Origin of the sequence: Sinorhizobium americanum (assembly GCF_001651855.1) — a bacterium.
In the GTDB taxonomy this organism is placed as follows: domain Bacteria; phylum Pseudomonadota; class Alphaproteobacteria; order Rhizobiales; family Rhizobiaceae; genus Sinorhizobium; species Sinorhizobium americanum.
The window spans coordinates 58,871-77,418 of the sequence record NZ_LNQC01000037.1; the positions used below are offsets into that span (position 1 = coordinate 58,871).

At 63.7% G+C, this 18,548-nt stretch carries 13 protein-coding genes; 4 read left to right on the forward strand and 9 right to left on the reverse strand.

Annotated elements, in window-relative coordinates:
• Positions 1-397 precede the first annotated feature (397 nt).
• A complete protein-coding gene (locus ATC00_RS03035; protein ID WP_234782239.1) occupies positions 398-1,750 on the forward strand; it encodes a hypothetical protein in 1,353 nt (450 codons plus the stop codon).
• A gap of 497 nt (positions 1,751-2,247) precedes the next feature.
• Here ATC00_RS03035 and ATC00_RS03040 read toward each other — a convergent pair whose 3' ends face one another.
• Genes ATC00_RS03040 through ATC00_RS03050 form a run of 3 tightly spaced genes read right to left on the reverse strand, consistent with a single transcriptional unit; the run spans position 2,248 to position 5,870 of the window.
• Complete coding sequence (locus ATC00_RS03040; protein ID WP_064251935.1) at positions 2,248-3,987, reverse strand: TRAP transporter large permease; 1,740 nt, start codon at positions 3,985-3,987, stop codon at positions 2,248-2,250.
• Entirely contained in the window at positions 3,984-4,697 is a 714-nt protein-coding gene (locus ATC00_RS03045) for a TRAP transporter small permease subunit (RefSeq protein ID WP_064251936.1), read from the reverse strand. Before ATC00_RS03045 ends, ATC00_RS03040 begins: the two co-directional genes overlap by 4 nt.
• A gap of 30 nt (positions 4,698-4,727) precedes the next feature.
• Positions 4,728-5,870, reverse strand: coding sequence for a TRAP transporter substrate-binding protein (locus tag ATC00_RS03050; protein WP_064251937.1), 1,143 nt, complete (start codon positions 5,868-5,870; stop codon positions 4,728-4,730).
• A 256-nt stretch (positions 5,871-6,126) separates the two neighbouring features.
• Here ATC00_RS03050 and ATC00_RS03055 point away from each other — a divergent pair, with 256 nt between their 5' ends.
• Positions 6,127-7,467 (forward strand): PQQ-dependent sugar dehydrogenase, encoded by a 1,341-nt coding sequence (locus tag ATC00_RS03055; RefSeq protein WP_064251962.1) that lies wholly within the window; start codon positions 6,127-6,129, stop codon positions 7,465-7,467.
• 179 nt (positions 7,468-7,646) lie between these two features.
• Positions 7,647-9,419, forward strand: a complete 1,773-nt coding sequence (locus ATC00_RS03060; protein ID WP_064251938.1) for a tetratricopeptide repeat protein — start codon at positions 7,647-7,649, stop codon at positions 9,417-9,419.
• A 345-nt stretch (positions 9,420-9,764) separates the two neighbouring features.
• On the opposite strand, the gene ftsZ is transcribed toward ATC00_RS03060, so the two are convergent.
• Positions 9,765-10,805, reverse strand: a complete 1,041-nt coding sequence (gene ftsZ, locus ATC00_RS03065; RefSeq protein ID WP_064251939.1) for a cell division protein FtsZ — start codon at positions 10,803-10,805, stop codon at positions 9,765-9,767.
• Positions 10,806-11,116: 311 nt separating this feature from the next.
• Between ftsZ and ATC00_RS03070 the strand changes: the two genes are divergently transcribed.
• On the forward strand, positions 11,117-11,311 hold the full coding sequence (locus ATC00_RS03070) for a hypothetical protein (protein WP_037386619.1): 195 nt from the start codon (positions 11,117-11,119) through the stop codon (positions 11,309-11,311).
• Positions 11,312-11,370: 59 nt separating this feature from the next.
• On the opposite strand, the gene ATC00_RS03075 is transcribed toward ATC00_RS03070, so the two are convergent.
• The 5 genes from ATC00_RS03075 to ATC00_RS03100 form a co-directional block, all read right to left on the reverse strand.
• Complete coding sequence (locus tag ATC00_RS03075) at positions 11,371-13,083, reverse strand: HAD family hydrolase (protein ID WP_064251940.1); 1,713 nt, start codon at positions 13,081-13,083, stop codon at positions 11,371-11,373.
• A gap of 142 nt (positions 13,084-13,225) precedes the next feature.
• Complete coding sequence (locus ATC00_RS03080) at positions 13,226-13,834, reverse strand: glutathione S-transferase family protein (RefSeq protein WP_064251941.1); 609 nt, start codon at positions 13,832-13,834, stop codon at positions 13,226-13,228.
• Between the two features lie 621 nt (positions 13,835-14,455).
• Positions 14,456-15,508, reverse strand: a complete 1,053-nt coding sequence (locus ATC00_RS03090) for an ABC transporter ATP-binding protein (protein WP_064251943.1) — start codon at positions 15,506-15,508, stop codon at positions 14,456-14,458.
• Positions 15,496-17,331, reverse strand: coding sequence for an ABC transporter permease (locus ATC00_RS03095; RefSeq protein WP_234782240.1), 1,836 nt, complete (start codon positions 17,329-17,331; stop codon positions 15,496-15,498). Before ATC00_RS03095 ends, ATC00_RS03090 begins: the two co-directional genes overlap by 13 nt.
• A 194-nt stretch (positions 17,332-17,525) precedes the next feature.
• The gene (locus ATC00_RS03100; protein ID WP_064251944.1) at positions 17,526-18,506 is read right to left on the reverse strand and encodes an ABC transporter substrate-binding protein; all 981 of its coding nucleotides are present in this window, start codon (positions 18,504-18,506) and stop codon (positions 17,526-17,528) included.
• Positions 18,507-18,548: the final 42 nt, after the last annotated feature.

Sequence of the window (18,548 nt, forward strand, 5' to 3'; positions counted from 1 at the left end):
ACGCCATCATGGCGTGAGGAAACCGTCGCAGAATTGGACTTCTTAGTACCCATGAACATAAGACTAGAAGGAGGATACACTTTAGACAAACATTGCGAGTTTCATAACAGAAGAAGATGCTCAATTATGCAGTTCTTTAGTAAATCAATACCATGCGGATCATAGCAACTTATCAACTCCAACGTTAAATGAATTTGAGATTTGCAATCTGGATTAGGCTTGACCGGGGCAGCCGTCCGTCTTCGGCTGCGTCTTCCCAGGCTGAGCTGCGTCGAGCAACGCCACTCTTTCTTTACCAATTGCTGAAATACTGCCGACGAACGCCTTGTTCGCCTCGAGATGGATCCGCCAACCGCGGAAAATCCAAGCGGCACGACTGAGCAGTACCGAGTATCAGTTGCTAAGGGGAAACGTTCTGAACGCCGACGATCTGGAGCGGCATCCCTCGAACGAGGAGTCGCACGGCAATATCACCGGGTTCCTTGCTCGATTGCCGGGCCGCTTCGCCGGTGTCTTGGTCATCATCGTCTGTTGGCAGCAGTCAACCAACGTGCGGGCAGACGAGTCGACAACAGCGATGCTAACCTCGGGAGACGCCCCGACTTTCTCCTGGGATTTTGGCGCCAGGTGGGAAGACGTCGACACGCCGGACCTATTCTCAAATGTCATCTTTCCGGGCACGTCCGGGCAACTCGAGCCCCCCGATACCATCGGCCTCAGAACGAACCTCTCATTCCGGCTGCCGCTGCAGGATGCGGGGATGGGCCCCTTTTTCCTCGAATGGGATGCAGCGCTCTCTCGTGCAAGCGGCTCGTCCGGCAGGGTCGTGCAGCCGACGGGAAACGGCTTCGATCTCACCGCTGGCGAACCGGCCGGCGGGATCATCTCTCTGGCGACGGGCCGCGATCTCGTAGGCGCGACTGCGGCCGGCACGATCCATTTCACCGATAGTTCGGGCGACGACGCCCAAATCATGGCTTTCGCCCATTCGCCGGCCGGTAGCAATGCCATCACGCAATACGCCACCAGCGGCACACAAACGGGCGCCGCGTTCCTCGCCTTGGTCACCAGCGGCGATACGCCGTCGGCCGCCGCTTACGCAGCCTTCGCGGATGATCGCGGTCTGTTCTTCCAAGCCCTCGGCGACCTCGACGGAAGTGTCGTAAGATCGACGATCGAGCAACAGGCGCACGATTTCGATCAGACGCTATGGCTCGGAGCCGCCCTTGAACTCGCAAACGGCTGGACGATAACGCCGAGATTCGGACCGACCTACCGGTCCACAAGGCGGGATACTACCTTTCGAACAGAAGTCGACATCGCCGAGAGTATCAAGTCCGGCGTCGCAATTCCGGCAGTCGGCTATCGCGAGAAGGTCAACCTCTCCGCCGACTATTACGGCGTCCTCACGGGTTTCAGCGCAGAAGCGCCCATGGCCGAAAACCTCCTGCTTCGGATCAATGTCAACGGAGGCGTCGCACATTACCGGGCTCGCCTCGACAATCGAGCCACAGCCATCTTGCCGGGAGCCGACATCACCCTTTCAGCAAGCGAGCAAGGGCGACGCGGCGGTACCTTCCTGGCCGACGTCAGCGCTGCGATGATCTTTTCATCAAGCAAAAGCCTCTCCCTGAAATTCGAGGCCGGCACCAGCTTCCTCGCGGACGTGCCGATCTATCGGTCAGGCAAGCTCGCGACGGAAGACGCGCAGAGCTACTATCTGGCCGTCGGACTGGAACATCGGTTCTGACCGGACAGCGTAATATTCCGCCGAAATCGGCGGGCTCTTCTCTGGTTCTACCAGAGCGCCGCGACAACCAGATCCGGGTGGTTTTTGGTGGAGTTGCTGCCCTGGAAATAAAACGCCAGGTTGCGCAAGAATCGATCGTGCATCGTTACAATTCGCCCTGAAAAGTTACTGGACCGAAGCCCCTGATCTGGCGAATATGAGCCCGCAAATCAGCGAATTGATTTCAGTATCAATTTAGATCAGAGCTCACTGCGGAAGTGAGCTCTGATTGGAGAAGGGACCGGTTGAGCTCGCGGCGGCTCTCGGGGAAACGTGCTGATCGGCATAGCCCAATGCATTTCAGGGCGGGCGCGATAGTGCCGCCAAAACAACTGCGCCATAGGTGGGACATTTCACCGCATTCTTGAAGGGCTCGCTTGCTGACAGCGGGCCCTTCCCTTCTTCAAGGTATCGGTGAACGGCGCCTACAGCGCCGCGCGTCTGACTACTGCATGTCCTCAGCCATAGACGTAGTTCGGCAACCACAGCGTCATGCCGGGCCAGGCATACATGATGATCATGCAGAGGATGACGATCAGCATGTAGGGCATCATGCCTGCGAAGATCTGCCTGAGCGTGACGTGCGGCGGGGAGACGCCTTTGAGGTAATAGGCGGACATGGCGACCGGCGGCGATAGGAAGGCCGCCTGGAGATTGACGAAGACGAGAACGCCCCAGACGATCGGATCGATGTCGAAATGCCTGAGCATTGGCAGGAAGATCGGCACGAAGATGATGATGATCTCCGTCCATTCGAGCGGCCAACCCAGAATGAAGATAATCGCCTGCGACAGGATCATGAATTGCAGCGGCGTGAGATCGAGTGCAAGCACCCATTGCTCGACCAGCGCCTGGCCGCCGAGGATCGCGAAGACTGCGGAGAACAGCGCCGAACCGACGAAGAGCCAGCAGACCATCGCGGTCGTCTTCGCAGTCAGGAAAACCGCTTCCTTGGTTCGCTTCCAGTTGAGCGTTCCCGCCTGCAAGGCGAGCAGGAAGGCCCCCGCGGCTCCGACTGCTGCCGATTCCGTAGCCGTCGTGATGCCGAAGAGGATGACGGCAAGCACGACGATGGTGAGGATGGCAAGCGGCATGACCGAGGAGCCCAGGAGCTTCACCACCTGCAGCCGCTCCGCGGTCATTTTGCGGTAGTAGCGGACGACGAGGATCAGCACCACGGCCGCCGCCAAGCCGAACCACAGGTAGAAGTTCGTGGCCGGTCCGTCGGCTGCGGCCGGCCCGGCATCGGCCGCCGGTGCTCCGAGTTCCTCCAGCCCCTCCGGCGCTTCGGTTTCGACCGCCTGCGGATGAATGACCACATACCACCAAACAAGCGCCAGCGTGCCCGCCGTCAATAAAAAGGGGACGAGCGCTGCAAAGGCATTCTTGACGAGCTTCCAATAGGTAAATCGCCCTTCCTCCGTCTCGATCGCCAGTGCCCGCCGCGGCGAGATGAGGGCGGCAAAAAGCCCGACGAGCATGTTGCGCGAATAGAGCGCCTCGAGGTGCCTCATCCAGGCCGGTACCGGAACGCGCGTCTCTTCCTCCGGCAGGGCCGGCGCGATCTTCGGGTTGAGCGCCGCCCAGCCAAGAACATAGGCCAGGTAGAGAAGGGCCAGGAAGAAGCCCGGGAACATCGTCGCGGCATAAAGCTTGACCACGGATTGGCCTGCGACCGCCGCATAGACGATGATCATTACCGATGGCGGGATCAGGATGCCGAGCGTGCCGCCCGCAGTGATGACGCCGGAGGCGAGTTTCACGTCGTAGCCGGCGCGCAGCATCGGGTTCATGGCAATCACACCCATCAGCACCACCACCGCCCCGACCAGGCCGCTGGCGATGCCCCAGAACGTGCAGATGATCAGCGTCGTCACGGCAAGCGACGCCGGCACGCGCCGGAAGGAGAGCTGGACGCTGTAGAACATCTTGTCGACGAGGGCGCCGCGCTCCATCACGTAGCCCATCAGCACGAAGAGCGGGATGCAGATCAGCACGTCGTTGGTCATCGCGCCATAGGTGCGCTGGACCATGAGATCGAAGACGCGGTTGTCGATCCAGTGTTCGCTGGGATTGTAGAAGGCGTAGAAGCCGAAGACCATTCCGAGCCCCATCAGCGTGAACGCCGTCGGAAAGCCCATCAGGATCACGACGACGATGAGCATAAGCATGGTCAAGCCGAGAAACGGATCGCTCACGGCTCCTCCTCCCCCCCGAGGCCGCGCTGCCGCGCCGCTCTGTCGATGTCCTGCGCCCGCTCGATCGCCGCCTCGCGCGCCTCGAGGTCGACATGTTCGCTATGGGCAAGCTGCTCGGCGACCACGTCCATCTCCTCGACATCCTCCATTCGGCGCGGCCACTCCCCGGTCCTCAGACAGGCGATGCAGCGCACGATCTCGGCCAGTCCCTGCAACATCACGAGGGCGCCGGCCACCGGAATGACGGTCTTGAAATAGTAGATCGGCGGCCCTTCCGCCGTCACGGTCGAGTGTTCGCGGATCCTCCAGGAGAGGGCGGCATAGTCGTATCCGGCATAGACGAGGGCCGCGACACCCGGCAGGAAGAAGAGGATATAGAGGGCGAGATCCAGCGTAGCCTGCGTGCGGGGTTTCAGTGAGCTGTAGATGAAATCACCGCGCACATGGGCATTCTGCGCCAGAGCATAGGCACCCGCCAGCATGAACAGGCTGCCGTAGAGCATGTTACTCGCGTCGAAGATCCAGGCTGTCGGCGCGTTGAGGATGTAACGCTTGAACACCTCGACGCAGACGAGCGCCATCAGCCCGATGATCAGCCATGCGGCAGCCTTGCCGACCCACACGCTGATCGCGTCAATCCTGATCAGAAAACGCTGAACGTCCACGCGCCCCCCCAATTGCCCCAGGCTCCGATCACGCGTCACCGGCATCAGCCCGGAGACGCGTGAAAGGTGAAAAGGTCAGAGCGACTTCGCCACTCCGTCTTTTCCAAAATAATGGTCGAACGCCAGTCGGCGGCCGACGACGGTGTCCTGTTCCCATCGCGTGGCGCGCTCGGCAAAGGCGATCTGGGACTGGATGACCTCCTTGAACAGAGGGTTTTCCGCCGACTTCTTCTTCACCACCTCGTCATAGACTTCGAGCTGTCGCTTCAGGATTGCCTCCGGTGTCTTGTAGAACTTGACCTGATCGGTGGTCTGCATCGCCACATAGTCGCGCGAATAACGGTCGATCGCTTTCCAGTGCATGTCCTGCGAAGCGGCTTCCGCCGCATTGGTGATGATCGCCTTCATCTGTTCCGGCAACTGATCGTATCGGGCCTTGTTGAACAGGACTTCGAATTGCTCGGCATTCTGGTGATAGCTCTGCAGCATGCAGATCTTCGATACGTCCGGGAAACCGAGCACCCGGTCGGACGAGGCATTGTTGAACTCCGCCGCATCGAGCAGGCCGCGATCGAGCGCGGCGACGATTTCGCCGCCGGGCAAGGCGTTGACCGCCGCGCCGAGCCCGGTGAAAACGTCGATCGAAATGCCCACCGTGCGGAATTTAAGGCCCTGGATATCCTCGGCCTTGGCAACCGGCTTCTTGAACCAGCCGAGCGGCTGCGTCGGCATCGGTCCGTAGAGGAACGAAACAACATTGGCGCCAATCGATTCATAGAGCTTGGCGAGCAGGTCCTTGCCGCCGCCGTATTTGTGCCAGGCGAGCAGCATGTTGGCGTCCATGGCAAAGCCCGGCCCGGAGCCCCAGAGGGCCAGCGCCGATTGCTTGCCGTAATGATAGGCGACGACGCCATGGCCGCCGTCGAGCGTCCCTTGGGATACCGCATCGAGCAGACCGAAGGCCGGGACGACGGCACCGGCCGGCAGAACCTCGATCTTGAGATCGCCGCCCGTCATGTCATTGACCTTCTTGGCGAAATCGATTGCGAACTCGTGAAATATATCCTTTGACGGCCAAGTGCTTTGCCAGCGCATGTTGGTCGGCCCTTGCGCCTTGACGACGCTGGGCGCCGCGACTGCCGCTGCGCCGGCCATGGCAGCGCCGCTCAGGAATTGGCGGCGCGACGTTTTCCCCCGGGTCCGGGTTCCTTGCTTCATGTCTTCCTCCCAGAGCCTGCGCAGTTAGGAACAGAGTTTCCGCAGGCTAATCAAAGTTCTAAGAGGCGGCACGCCCACTGCGAGGCGTTGCGCCCCCGTCATTTTCTAGCTGTTTCGAGAATACTCCCGAATGCGGCCCCACGCAAAGATTGCAGGAACAAGTCGGGAACAATGCTGTTTGGTGCCCGACAAGGAATATTGCGAAGCGGCCGCGCGTCTAACGACAAAGCGGCACATGCGTTCCGAGGACATCGCGATGAAGACCGGCCTCCCGCTCAACTCACTCATCCTGATCCTCCTGGGCAGCCTGATCGCGGGCTGCACCAGCGTCTCCGCGCAGCGAACCGGCGCAATCGCCGGAAGCGGCGGCTACGGGCCAAACCCCACGCTGCCGAAGCCGAGACCGACGCTGATCCCGACGATCAGGATTGCCGAGGCGAAAGGCTGGCAAGACGGTACGATGCCGCGGCCGGCGAAGGGGCTGAGGGTGAACGCCTTTGCGACCGGCCTGGACCATCCGCGCTGGCTGCATATGCTGCCGAATGGTGATGTCCTCGTCGCTGAGAGCAATGCCCCGGAAAAGAAGAACAGCGGCTTCAGCCTGCGCAAGCTGGTCATGGGCGCAGCGATGAAGCGCGCCGGTGCCGCGACGAAGAGCGCCAATCGCATCACGCTGTTGCGCGATACGGACGGCGACGGCGTTGCCGATCTGCGCCGGCCCTTCCTCGAGGGACTCAACTCCCCCTTCGGCATGACGCTGTCGAACGGGCGGCTTTACGTTGCCAACACCGATGCGCTGGTCGCCTTCCCCTACAGGAGCGGCAGGACGCGGATCACCGCGAGGCCGGAAAAGATCGTCGACCTGCCCGCGGGCGATCTGAACCACCATTGGACGAAGGACGTCATTGCGAGCCCCGATGGCCGCAAGCTCTACGTTACGGTGGGCTCCAACAGCAATGTCGGGGAGAATGGCATGGCAGCGGAAAGGAACCGTGCCGCCGTGCTCGAGGTCGACCGGACGAGCCGCCGCACCCGGGTGTTCGCCTCGGGGCTGCGCAACCCGAACGGTCTCTCCTGGAACCCTCAGAGCGGCGAGCTCTGGGTGGCGGTCAATGAGCGGGATGAAATTGGTGACGATCTCGTCCCGGACTATATGACCTCCGTCCGCGCCGGCGGTTTTTACGGCTGGCCCTACAGCTATTTCGGCCGGAACGTGGATCAAAGGGTCAAGCCGCAGCGCCCGGACCTCGTCGCCAGGGCGATCAAGCCCGATTACGCGCTAGGCTCGCATACGGCGTCGCTGGGATTGACATTCTCCAAGGGCGCCTCCCTAGGCCCGAGCTACCGCAACGGCGCTTTCGTCGGCCAGCACGGCTCCTGGAATCGAAGCGTTTACAGCGGTTACAAGGTCGTCTTCGTCCCCTTCCGCAACGGCAAGCCGAACGGTCCACCGAGGGACGTGCTCACCGGCTTCATCGGCCGCGACAACAAGGCCATGGGTCGGCCGGTCGGCGTCGTGATCGACAAGAAGGGGTCCCTGCTCGTAGCCGACGATGTCGGCAACGTCATCTGGCGGGTAAGTCGCCGCGGGAAGTGACACCTGCTCTCAGCGTTGCGATATCACTTCACAGCCGCACCTGCGATTGCTAGGCTTTGTCAGCGGGATAAGAACTGCAGCAGTGAGTGCGCCAATCCCGCCGCCCAATCTGGATCGATCGTAGCCATGAGTTGGATTGGTCAAGGCCTATCACCGCAGCACGTCCGGGAGGTTGCCGCATGAGGCGGCTGGCAGCGATCCTGGATGCGGACGTCGTCGGCTATAGCCGTTTGATGGGGCTCGACGAGGCCGGAACCTTCCAGGCGCTGAAGACCTGCCGCAGCTCGCTGATTTTTCCGACAATCGCCGCTCATAGAGGCCGGATCGTGAAGCAGACGGGCGACGGGTTGCTGGCGGAGTTCGCAAGCGTTGTCGATGCCGTCGGCTGCGCAATGGCGATCCAGGAGATGATGCTGCAGCACAAGGAAGAGGTCGACGGCCGGCGCCTGGAGCTGCGTATCGGCATCCATCTTGGCGATGTCATTGTCGAGGACGACGACATTCACGGCGATGGCGTCACCGTTGCAACGCGCCTCCAGGAAATTGCTCCGCCCGGGGGGATCTGCGTTTCGCGGCAGGTTCATGATCAGGTCGCATCGAAGCTTGACTTCCCGGCCGTCGATTTCGGCAAACGGAAACTCAGCGACGCGCATGGGCCCATTCGCATCTGGCGGTGGCAACCGGGCGGAGCGCCCGAACCGTTCCCCGCCGCGCCGCCGCCGGATGAACAGCCGATACCGGGGCGTCAGCGCCCCTCGATTGCCGTCCTGCCGTTCGTCAATCTCTCCAGTGTCGGCGAGCAGGAGCATTTTTCCGATGGCTTCACCGGAGAGCTGATCGCCACGCTCGCCCGCTGCCGCTGGCTGAGGGTCGTCGCCCGCAACTCATCCTTCAGCTACAAGGGCAAGTCCGTCGACGTCAGGAAAGTGGCCGAAGACCTCAGCGTCAAATACGTCATCGAGGGCAGCGTTCGCCGTTCCGGCGACCGCATCCGCATAACCGCGCAATTGCTGAGCGGGGAAAGCGGCATGCTGCTCTGGGCGGAGCGCTATGACCGTACGCTCGACGATATCTTCGTGCTCCAGGACGAGATCGCCGGCCAGATCACCGGCACCATCGAGCCGGAACTCGGGATGATCGAATTCGCCGCACTCCGCGGTCACACCGCCGCTGACATGGATGCCTGGAACATCTATCTGAAGGGCCTCTGGCACCTCTACAAGTTCAACCTCGACGATTTGAAGATGGCCAAGCAGCTCTTCGAACGGGCCGTCGAACTCGAGCCCAGTTTCGCCCAGGCCCATGCGCGGCTTGCCTATGTCCATATCCAGCTCGGCTGGTACGGCCCGCTGGAAGAACGGGCCGAGCGGATCGCCGATGCCACCAGGCTTGCCGAGCGGGCGATCGCCCTCGACAGCCGCGAGCCGGCCGCGCACCTGGCGCTCGGCCGGGCGCTGGCGCTCGGCGGCCAGCCTGAGCGCGGCATCGACCATCTGCGCAACGCCCTTCGGCTCGACGCGAGCTTCGCCCAGGGCCACTTCGCCCTCGGCCAGGCGCTTTGCTATGTCGATCGTCCGGAGGAAGGCATCGCCGCGATCAGCGAGGCCTTCCGGTTGAGCCCGCGCGATCCGCATCTCTGGACCTTCCACAACATGCTGGCGATCGCCCACTACCAAGCGGGCCGGCTGGCGGAATCGGCGGCCGCCGCCCGCGCCTCGCTGCGCCAGGAAAACGTCACCTTCTGGCCGGCCATGGTGCTGGCGGCTGCCCTCGGCGCCGAAGGACCGGGCGGAGAAGCGAGCGAAGCGGTCGCCGCCCTCCTCTGCCGCCGACCGGACATGACCGCCGACAAAGCGCGGGCCGAATTCTATTTCGGCAGCATGCCGGCCATGTCGGAGGATTTCATCGACCGTTTTGTCGAAGATCTGCGGCGGGCAGGCTTGCCGGCTTAGTCTTGCGCAGGGCACGCTCCTTCATCCGCCTGCCGGCCACCTCCAAACGGGCGAAGGAGACTCGTCGCGCCCTCTGGGTTGAAGCGTATGATCGGAGCACCCCCCTCTGCCTGCCGGGCATCTCCCCCACAAGAGGGGAGATCAGCAAGACGGTGGCCTTTTGCCCCAACAATCCGGTAGCACCAAGCGCGGAGTAAAGATGGCAGCACAAGCGCTTTTCGCGCACCGTTAGCAGATCGGCGAATAGCGTCGATCCTTCCCGATCTCCCCCCTTGTGGGGGAGGTGCCCGGCAGTGCAGAGGGGGGTGTCATACCCGTTCTTCCGATTTTCGCCGTTCGATCCAACTACTGCAGCGTGCGAATCGGCGCGGCCGCCGCCTGGCCGTTCATCGCCTCGGGCGCCGCTGCCTCGGTGCTGCGGGCGGCACTGTCGAGGCCGGTCGCCACGACCGAGACGCGGAAGGTGCCGTCGAGGCTGCGGTCGAAGATCGCGCCGACGACGATGTCGGCCTCGTCGTAGACTTCCTCGCGGATGCGGGTCGCCGCCTCGTCCACCTCGAAAAGCGTCATGTCCATGCCGCCGGAGATCGACACCAGCACGCCCTTGGCGCCGCGCATCGAGACCTCGTCGAGCAGCGGGTTGGCGATTGCCGCCTCCGCCGCCATCATCGCCCTGCCCTCGCCGGCCGCCTCGCCGGTGCCCATCATCGCCCGGCCCATGCCCTTCATCACCGTCTTCACGTCGGCGAAGTCGAGATTCATCAGGCCTTCCTTGACGATGAGGTCGGTAATGCAGCTGACGCCGGAATAGAGCACCCGGTCGGCGATCATGAAGGCGTCGGCAAAGGTGGTCTTGGCATCGGCGATGCGGAAGAGGTTCTGGTTGGGGATGACGATCACCGTGTCGGCGCTCTCGCGCAGCCGCTCGATTCCGAATTCCGCGGTCTGCATGCGCCGCTTGCCTTCGAAGCTGAAGGGCTTGGTGACGACGGCGACCGTCAGGATGCCGGCGCGCCGCGCCGCTTCGGCGATCACCGGCGCCGCACCGGTGCCGGTGCCGCCGCCCATGCCGGCGGTGACGAAGCACATATGCGTGCCGCCGAGATGATCCATGATCTCATCGATCGATTCCTGCGCTGCCGCGTTGCCGATATCCGGCAGCGAGCCGGCGCCAAGGCCTTCGGTAATGGCCGCGCCGAGCTGGATCCGCCGCGCCGCCTTTGACATGGCGAGCGCCTGCGCATCCGTATTGGCGGCAATGAAGTCGACGCCCTGCAGGTCTTCCGTGATCATGTTGTTGATCGCGTTGCCGCCGCCGCCACCGACGCCGATGACAGTGATTTTCGGGCGCATCTCGGTGATGATCGGCTTCTTGTACTCTGTCATGGCTCTTCTCCTTGGGCAGTTCCCCGGCGTCGAAAGCTGCCCGTGCCCCGGGAAACGCGATCGAATGCGGTGCGGCGCGAATCACGCGTCTCCATTCTAGGAATTCAAAAAGGCCAGGGAGAAGGCAAGAGGGGCAAAATCAAGGCAAGTCCACAGCTACGTGTATCTCAGGCGAATCGCTGTGCGGATTGACAGCATAAGTTGCAACATTCTTTGCCTCGGCTGCAAACCTACCGAATGGAGCCTTCAGGGAACAGGAAACTTTCTCGCACGTTCAGGATGACGTTCTGATCAGCGCGGGAGTGTCTGCAATGGGTGTCGAACAAGCCCCGACGGCGAAGGGCAAGAAAGCCGCAAGCGGCCTGCACAAGAGCGCCGCGAAAGAAGAGAAGAAGGTGGAAGCGCAAAAGGGATCCGACCTCGCCAAGGGCGCCGATCGCTTCGAGGAGCGTTCCAAGAGCTCCGACGGCAAAAGCGCCGGGACGAAGCAGAAGCCGAAGCGGTAGAGCGGGATGAGGAAAAGTGTGCGCGGTTTTCCGCCCGCATCCCGCTCAACGTCGCCGCCTCAATCCTTCTCGGACGCCGGTGCGGTGTAGCGCCGGCGCACGGACTCGGCGAGCTTCTTCCGGCTCTCGGCCGGAGACAGGGAGCGATCCTCTTCGATCCCCGCAGCCTCCTGCGCTAGCTCGGCATCGCCGATGCGCTCGCCGAACCATTTCGAGTAGTCGCCGGCCCTCAGATGATGTTCCCAGGTCTCGTCGTCGATCCCCTCGGCAATCTGCAGGAAGATGATCAGATTGTGGGCGCGCAGGTTCATCTTGTTCTGAGCGCCGCGGAAATAGAAGCTCGCGTCCTCGCCGAGATGCCCCTCGGCATATTTGCGCGTGTGCCGCTTGCGCACCTGCTTCGGTTTTTCGGCTCGGATGCGTTGCACCGGTTCGCCCGTCGCGCGCCGCCAGAATAGCACCTCGTCCTCTTGATGGAGTTGATCGAGACCGGCGGGCGGCGCCTCGCCGACGGCCCTGCAGAAGGTCTCGATCACCTCGCGGGCGCTGGGGCCGAGGGCGACCACCGCCGTCACCGCCGAAAGCGCCCTTGGCGAGACCGCATCCGGATGCACGGTAATCATGATCGTTCCCGAAATGTCGTCCGACAGCGCCAGCGACGCACTGTCGCGAGCCGCCGGCATGAGGTGGTGGGCCTCGTCGATGATCAGCCAGTGGGGCCTGCCCGTGCGGGCGCGCAGCGTCGACAGGCCCGGCATCAGCTTGGCGAAGAAGGAAGGCCGCTCCTTGAGCTCGAAGCCGAGCGCGCTCACAACCACATTGTCGTCCGGATTGGCGAGGATTTCGAGCACCTGGCTGTCGGTCGGCGTGGTCGAACCGTTGCCCACGCTGACGGCACCTTCGAGGTCCTCATAGTCGCCTTCCGGATCGAACACGCAGAACTGGAAGCGCCGCTCGCGCATACCCTCGGAAAGCGCCGTTGCCAGCGTCGACTTGCCGATGCCGGAGCTTCCGGCGATCAAAAGCACGTCGAGCGGCCCAATGTCGACCGGTCCACGGTGATCCTCGCCGATCGGCACTTGGTGGCGCGGGTTGGGGCAGAACGAATAGTCGCGCTCGACGATCTCGGCGATCAGTTCCTCGACGCCCTCGCCCCGCGCGCCTTCGAGCGCAAGATCGGCAGTCTCCTTCAGCGCCGGCAGAGCATTCGAAACCGCCGCGCCGCAGCCGCACATCCTCAAGAGCGCGTGGTCGTTCTCCGCATCGCCGACGGCCACGACATTCAGGAACGAAAGCTGCATCTCCTTCAGCGCCGCCTTCAGGCCCGTCGCCTTGTTGACGCCGGTCGGAAGGATCATCACCGCGCCCTTGTTGAAGATGATCTCGAGCTCGAGGCCGAGTTCATTGATCGCTTCGAGCGCGGCGGTCTGGTGCGGCTCCCAGGTGGCGACGATCGAGCGCCCAACCGAGATATTGTCGACGCCCTTCTGCCGCAGCCGCTCGACGAATTCCGGCGGCGGCGCTGGCGCGATCGGCTTTTCCTCTTCGGTCTCGGGCGTATAGAGCAAGGCGCCGTTCTCGACGACCACCTTGTCGAATAGATCCATATTGGGAAAGACGCGCTTCAGGTCCGGCAACTCGCGGCCGGTGACGAGCAGCAGCTTGCGGCCCGTCTCCTTCAGCCGCTTCAGCGCCTCCAGGGTTTCCGACCGAACCATGCCGTCCTCGGCCAATGTGCCATCATAGTCCGTCGCAAGGGCCATGAAATACATGCGCTCGCCCGCCTCTCTTGCCGCCCGTCTTTCACGGCCGCCGTCGTTGCCGTCGTGACGGGGAACGTGCGAGCCCCATGCTGGTTCCCGTGCCGCGCGGCACGAGGTCTGCGACGTTGCCCGCGGCGGAGCGTAATCCGCCTCAAGCGTTCCAGCTCGGGCGGCTCCTCACCCGCTCAATCCAACGCTGCACGTTCTTGAGCTCTGCGGGTATCTCCATGCCGAAAACCTCCGAAAGCCAGCCACAGACGCCGGCGGTAATATCGGCGACCGAGAAGACCTCGCCGGCGAGGAATGGCCGGCCATCGGCAAGCTCGCGGTCGAGCCAGGCCCACTTCTTCGGCACCGCCCGCCGCTCGGTCTCCGCGAAGGCCGGAAACTGCGTAAGGCGATCCTTGAACAAGGCATCGGAATGGAGCGGCACATTTCCGATCGTCGCGAAAACCACCAGTTCCGCTCGCCGGTTCCACATTTCTACCTTGGCGCGGCTGACGGCATCGGACCCGAAAAGCGGCGGCTCCGGGTGGACTTCCTCGAAATAGCGGCAGATCGCGACGCTTTCGGTGATGATCGTGCCGTCGTCGAGCTCCAGCACCGGAATCTGCCCGAGCGAATTGAGTTTCAGGAATTCGGGCGCTCTGTGCTCGCCCTTGGCAAAGTCGATCTCCACCATTGGCACCTCGATGCCCTTCTCCTTGAGGAAGATACGCACCCGATAGGAGTTCGGCCCTATGCCTTGATAGAGTTTCATCGTCGCCTCCCTTGTATGGTTCAGTCCTGGAGGTAGTATGGCAATGTTGATTGCATCAAGCAACCAGTTCCATTTTTTATCCGGTTTCAGAGGAATGGAGCCCACCATCATCGTCGGCTGATTTCATCAACGTCGGACGCGATCTCCGTCATCCTCGGTCAAGTTTCGGCCCACCCAACCCCTTCGACATCCTCGGGCTCGACCGAGGATCCAAGCGCAAGCCGTTCAGAACGCGTCGAAAATATCGCTTGCTGATGGATCCTCGGGTCAAGCCCGAGGATGACGAGGAGCGGACGGAGGCCGTGCGGTTCGCGGAACGCATCACGCCAGCCAGGCTTAAGGGCGCCATCGCGTCGCAAGGCCGCCCCACCACCCGCCCTCATTCCTGTGCTCGTCACAGGAATCCAGCAGCGCCGCGTCTGCGGCGCGAGAGACGCTTCTCATGTCCGCAAAACGAAAACTGCATGCGTGGGAGCCGGACAGAGCGGCGACACTTTGTTTCGCGGCAATCGCGATGTCATGCACGGCGCCGACACGCCGTGGCTGGATCCCTGTGACGAGCACAGGGATGAGGGTGTTCGAGGCAGCCTATGCGCCGGTTGCCGCGGTATCCCAGCCACCTCAAAGCCGCCAGCCGCCCGCGATCACGAAGGGCGCCGTCTGCCCCTCCGCAATCGCCACGCTGCTGAAGGCCTTCAGCCGCTGGCCGTCGGGAAGCGCGAGGTCGAGGGCGAAGCGTTCGCCTTCGAATACGGACGAAAGCACGCGCATCAGCACGCCGTCTGTGCCGCGGTGGACATGCTCCGGCCGCACCAGCACGTCGGCAAGCGGCCCGACTGGGACGCCATCCCGCGACCCGAGCGATGCCCGCAGCACCGGCCAGCCGAGCTGCCTATCGCCATTTTCCGCCAGCGGCAGCCGCAAAATACTACCGCGGCCGATGAGTCCGCCGACCACCCGGCCTTCCGGCCGGGCATAGATCTCCGCCGGCGGCGCCACCTGCAGCAGCCGGCCTTCCGACATCACCGCGACGTCGGTCGCGAGCGCCATCGCCTCCGCCTGGTCGTGGGTGACATAGACCATGGTGGCGCCGGAACGCTCGTGAAAGGTGCGGAAGGTCTCCTCCATCGCCTTCCTCAGATGCTGGTCGAGATTGGCGAGCGGCTCGTCGAGCAGCACGACATCCGGTTGGGTGACGAGGCAGCGGGCGAGCGCCACCCGCTGGCGCTGGCCGCCGGAAAGTGCTGCCGGCCGCCGTTCCGCAAGCTCGGTGAGTTTCACCAGCGACAGCGCCTCGCCGACGCGCTTCTGCCATTGAGCCCCGGATATGCCGCGCACCTTCAAGGGATAGCCGACATTTTGCGCCACCGTCATATGCGGCCAGAGCGCATAGGACTGGAACACCATCGCCATGTTGCGCTTTTCCGGCGGCAGCGCGCCCCCGGCGTCCGAAAGCCGCCGCTCGCCATAGGAGATCGAGCCGTCGCTCGGCTGCTCGAAACCGGCGATCATCCGCAGCACCGTCGTCTTGCCGCACCCCGACGGACCGAGGAGCGCCAGGAAACCCTGCCGGCGCAGCGTCAGCGACACGTCCGCGACCGCCGGCCTACCATTCCCAGGAGACTTGCCGCTTCCGAAATCCTTGCTGAGGTGGTTGAGGATCAGTTGCGCCACGGCAGCACGCCCTCCGGGAGGTATTTTGCGAAAAACTCGAGCGCCGCCATCAGCGCGATTACCAGCAGCACGACGAGCACGGAGAGCGCCGAGGCGAGATCGGAGGAGCCGCTGTCGTCGAGATTGAAGATCGCCACGCCGAGCGTCTGCGTGCCCGCCGACCAGAGCAGCGCCGAAACGGTGAGTTCGTTCGCCGCGATCAGGAAGACGAGGATCACCGAGGCGCCGGCGGCCGGCGCGATTAGCGGCAGCAGCACGTCGCGCATGCGGCGGAAGAAGCCGGCGCCTGCAAGCCGTGCCGCCTCCTCGAGCGCCGGGTCCATCTGCGTGAACGCGCTCATGACCGGCTTCAGGCTGACGGCGAGGAAGGAGGAGAAATAGGCGGCGAGGATGATCCAGATCGTGCCGTAGAGCGAGACGCCGACAACCGGCAGCGGTGCGGCGAAAGTAAGGATGAAGGCGACGGCAAGCACGATACCGGGCAGCGCGTAAGGAATCTCCATCAGGATGGCGAGGAGATTGGCAAGCGCCCCCTCCCGCCGCGTCAGCAGATAGGCGGCCGGAACGGTGACGACGAGCAACCCGAGGGCGGCGGCGGAAGCGAGGAACAGCGAATTTTTCAGCGCCGTCAGCGTGATGGCCTGGCGGAAGAGAATTTCCGCATAGGCGCTGAGCGACATGGTGTCGAAAGTGAGCGGCACGCCATAGGCGGGCACCAGCGAGCTTGCGACGAGCGCCAGCAGCGGCGCGACCAGCACCAGCGCCAGCAGGCTGACGAGCAGCGCCTCGAGAGCGATGCGCCAGCGCCCGAGCGAAAAGGCGGCGCGCGCGCCGGAATGGCCGATCAGGCGATAGTCGCGGCCGGCAAGCGCGTGCTGCTGCACGAGAAGCCCGGCGGCGGAGATCGCCGCGATCAAGGTCGAGATCAGCGCGATCTCGCCGAAGGTGGCGGCGCCGAAACTCGCGAGCCGGCTGAAGATCAGCGTCGGCAAGGTCTCGATCCCGGCGGGAATGCCGAGGATCGCCGGAATGCCGAAATTGCCGATGCCGGAGACGAAGGCGATCGCGCCGCCGGCGATCAGCCCCGGAGCGCTGAGCGGCAGCACGATGTCGCGAAAGACGCGGAACGGCCCGGCGCCCGAAAGCCGCGCCGCTTCAATGCCGTCGCGCGGGCTCGCTGCCAGCCCGGCCTTCAGCGCCAGGAAGACGAGCGGCGCGTGCTGCACGCCAAGGAGCAGCGCGATACCGGAAAGCGAATAGAGCGGCTGCGGACTGCCGAGCGGCGGCGCCAGCCCGAGGGTCTTCAATAGCGGGCTCGCCGGCCCCGACATTTCCACCCAGGCAAGCGCCGTCACTTGCGGCGGGATCATCATCGGCAGCATGAAGGCGAAGCTCAAGATGAGCTTGCCGCGAATGTCGGTGAGCGCCAGGGCGAAGGCGAAAAGCGAACCGAGGAAGAGCGAGACGACCATGCCACCCGTGGCGGTGACAAGCGTATTGCGGAGTGCCGCAAAGGTCGCCGGCTCGAAGATCAGCCGCGCCGCCTCACCGTCGACAAGCCCGCTCACCCCCGCCCCGGCCAGGCGGGCGAGCGGCAGCACGGAAAGCAAGAGCACCGCACCAAGCACGAAAGGCAGCAGCCAGGCAGGCTCGCCGGACGGCGCCCGCGGCTTTTGCGGGCGGAAGCCGAACCGCCGCCCTTCCCGGCCGTGGCGCGGCGGCCTCGCCTTGAGGATGCCGCCTTCCGTTGCGTGAGGCACCGGTGGCAGTTCGACGCCGCTCAAGGTCCGCGTCAGAGCGGCCGGTAGTTTTCCGGACGTCATCTGGGGAGGCCGGCTTTCCGCCGCCTCCCCGCCGAAAAGAAATCGCAGCCGGCCGAAGCGCCCGCGCCTTCGACAGAAGACGCGACGGAGGCTCCAGCAGTTTGGACCCGGCGCTTCCTTCCGCATCCGGCGCTTCGGCCGAAGCGCGCGCGCCACGGCTGCGGGCGGTCTCGTCCGCTCGCGTCATCAGGCGGTCAGTTCGTCCCGAAAATGCCGGAGAAGGTTTTGAGGTCCGCTTCGGAATTCTTGACCGCCGCGGCGGCATCGAGCGGCAGCACCTTGATCGTCTCGCGGGCCGGATAGCCCTCCGGCAGCGCCACGCCGTTGCGGGCCGGGATATAGTCCATCTTCGCCGCAACCTTCTGGCCTTCCTCGGAAAGCAGGAAGTCGACGAATTTCTTCGCCGCATCGACGTTCCTGGCGGTCTTCAAAATGCCGACCGGCTCGGTGACGGCGGAAACGCCCTCGGCCGGGAAGACGAATTCCACCGGCGCGCCCTTGGCCTTCTCACGGATCGCCATGAAATCGACGAGCATGCCATATGCCTTCTCGCCGGTCGCCACCGCCTTCAACACGCCGCCATTGCCGCCGGCCGCCGTCGCGCCGTTTCCGGCAAGCGCCTTGTAATAGCCCCAGCCGAGGCCGGGAATGCCGGCGAGCGTCTCGGCATGGATCAGCGCCGCGCCGGAGGTGAGCGGGCTCGGCATGGTGACGAGGCCCTTGGCCTCAGGCTTGGTCAGATCCTGCCAGCCTTCCGGCTTCATCCCGGCCGAGGTGTTGTAGACGATGCCGGTGGTGATCATCTTGGTCGAATAATAGGCGCCGTCCGCATCATAGAGGCCCGCATCGTAGCCCGCCGCCTCCGGCGACTTGTGCGGCAGCAGATGCCCGCCCTCCTTCAGCCGCTGCATCGTCACCGTATCGGCGATCAGCAGCACGTCCGCTACCGGATTGCCCGCCTCGATCTCCGCCATCAGCTTGGCCATGATCTTCGTCGTCCCCTCGCGCACCCACTCGACCTCGACGCCGGGATTTGCCGCCTTGAACGCATCCACCGTCGCCTGCGCATCCTCGTTCGGCTGGCTGGTGTAGAGGATGAGGTTTTCAGCATAAGCCGCGGTGGAAAGAAGACCCGCGACCAGCGTGGCGGCAACGGCGGAGAGAAGCGTGTTCATGGGGAATTGCCCTCGGTCGGAGAAAGATGGCGCCGAGGGATA

Bases quoted from the DNA above. Each gene is read 5' to 3' on its own strand.
- ATC00_RS03045 (WP_064251936.1), bottom strand. From the start codon at position 4,697: ATGCCGGTGACGCGTGATCGGAGCCTGGGGCAATTGGGGGGGCGCGTG.
- ATC00_RS03100 (WP_064251944.1), bottom strand. From the start codon at position 18,506: ATGAACACGCTTCTCTCCGCCGTTGCCGCCACGCTGGTCGCGGGTCTT.
- ftsZ (WP_064251939.1), bottom strand. From the start codon at position 10,805: ATGACAGAGTACAAGAAGCCGATCATCACCGAGATGCGCCCGAAAATC.
- ATC00_RS03050 (WP_064251937.1), bottom strand. From the start codon at position 5,870: ATGAAGCAAGGAACCCGGACCCGGGGGAAAACGTCGCGCCGCCAATTC.
- ATC00_RS03095 (WP_234782240.1), bottom strand. From the start codon at position 17,331: ATGACGTCCGGAAAACTACCGGCCGCTCTGACGCGGACCTTGAGCGGC.
- ATC00_RS03055 (WP_064251962.1), top strand. From the start codon at position 6,127: ATGAAGACCGGCCTCCCGCTCAACTCACTCATCCTGATCCTCCTGGGC.
- ATC00_RS03075 (WP_064251940.1), bottom strand. From the start codon at position 13,083: ATGTATTTCATGGCCCTTGCGACGGACTATGATGGCACATTGGCCGAG.
- ATC00_RS03070 (WP_037386619.1), top strand. From the start codon at position 11,117: ATGGGTGTCGAACAAGCCCCGACGGCGAAGGGCAAGAAAGCCGCAAGC.
- ATC00_RS03080 (WP_064251941.1), bottom strand. From the start codon at position 13,834: ATGAAACTCTATCAAGGCATAGGGCCGAACTCCTATCGGGTGCGTATC.
- ATC00_RS03060 (WP_064251938.1), top strand. From the start codon at position 7,647: ATGAGGCGGCTGGCAGCGATCCTGGATGCGGACGTCGTCGGCTATAGC.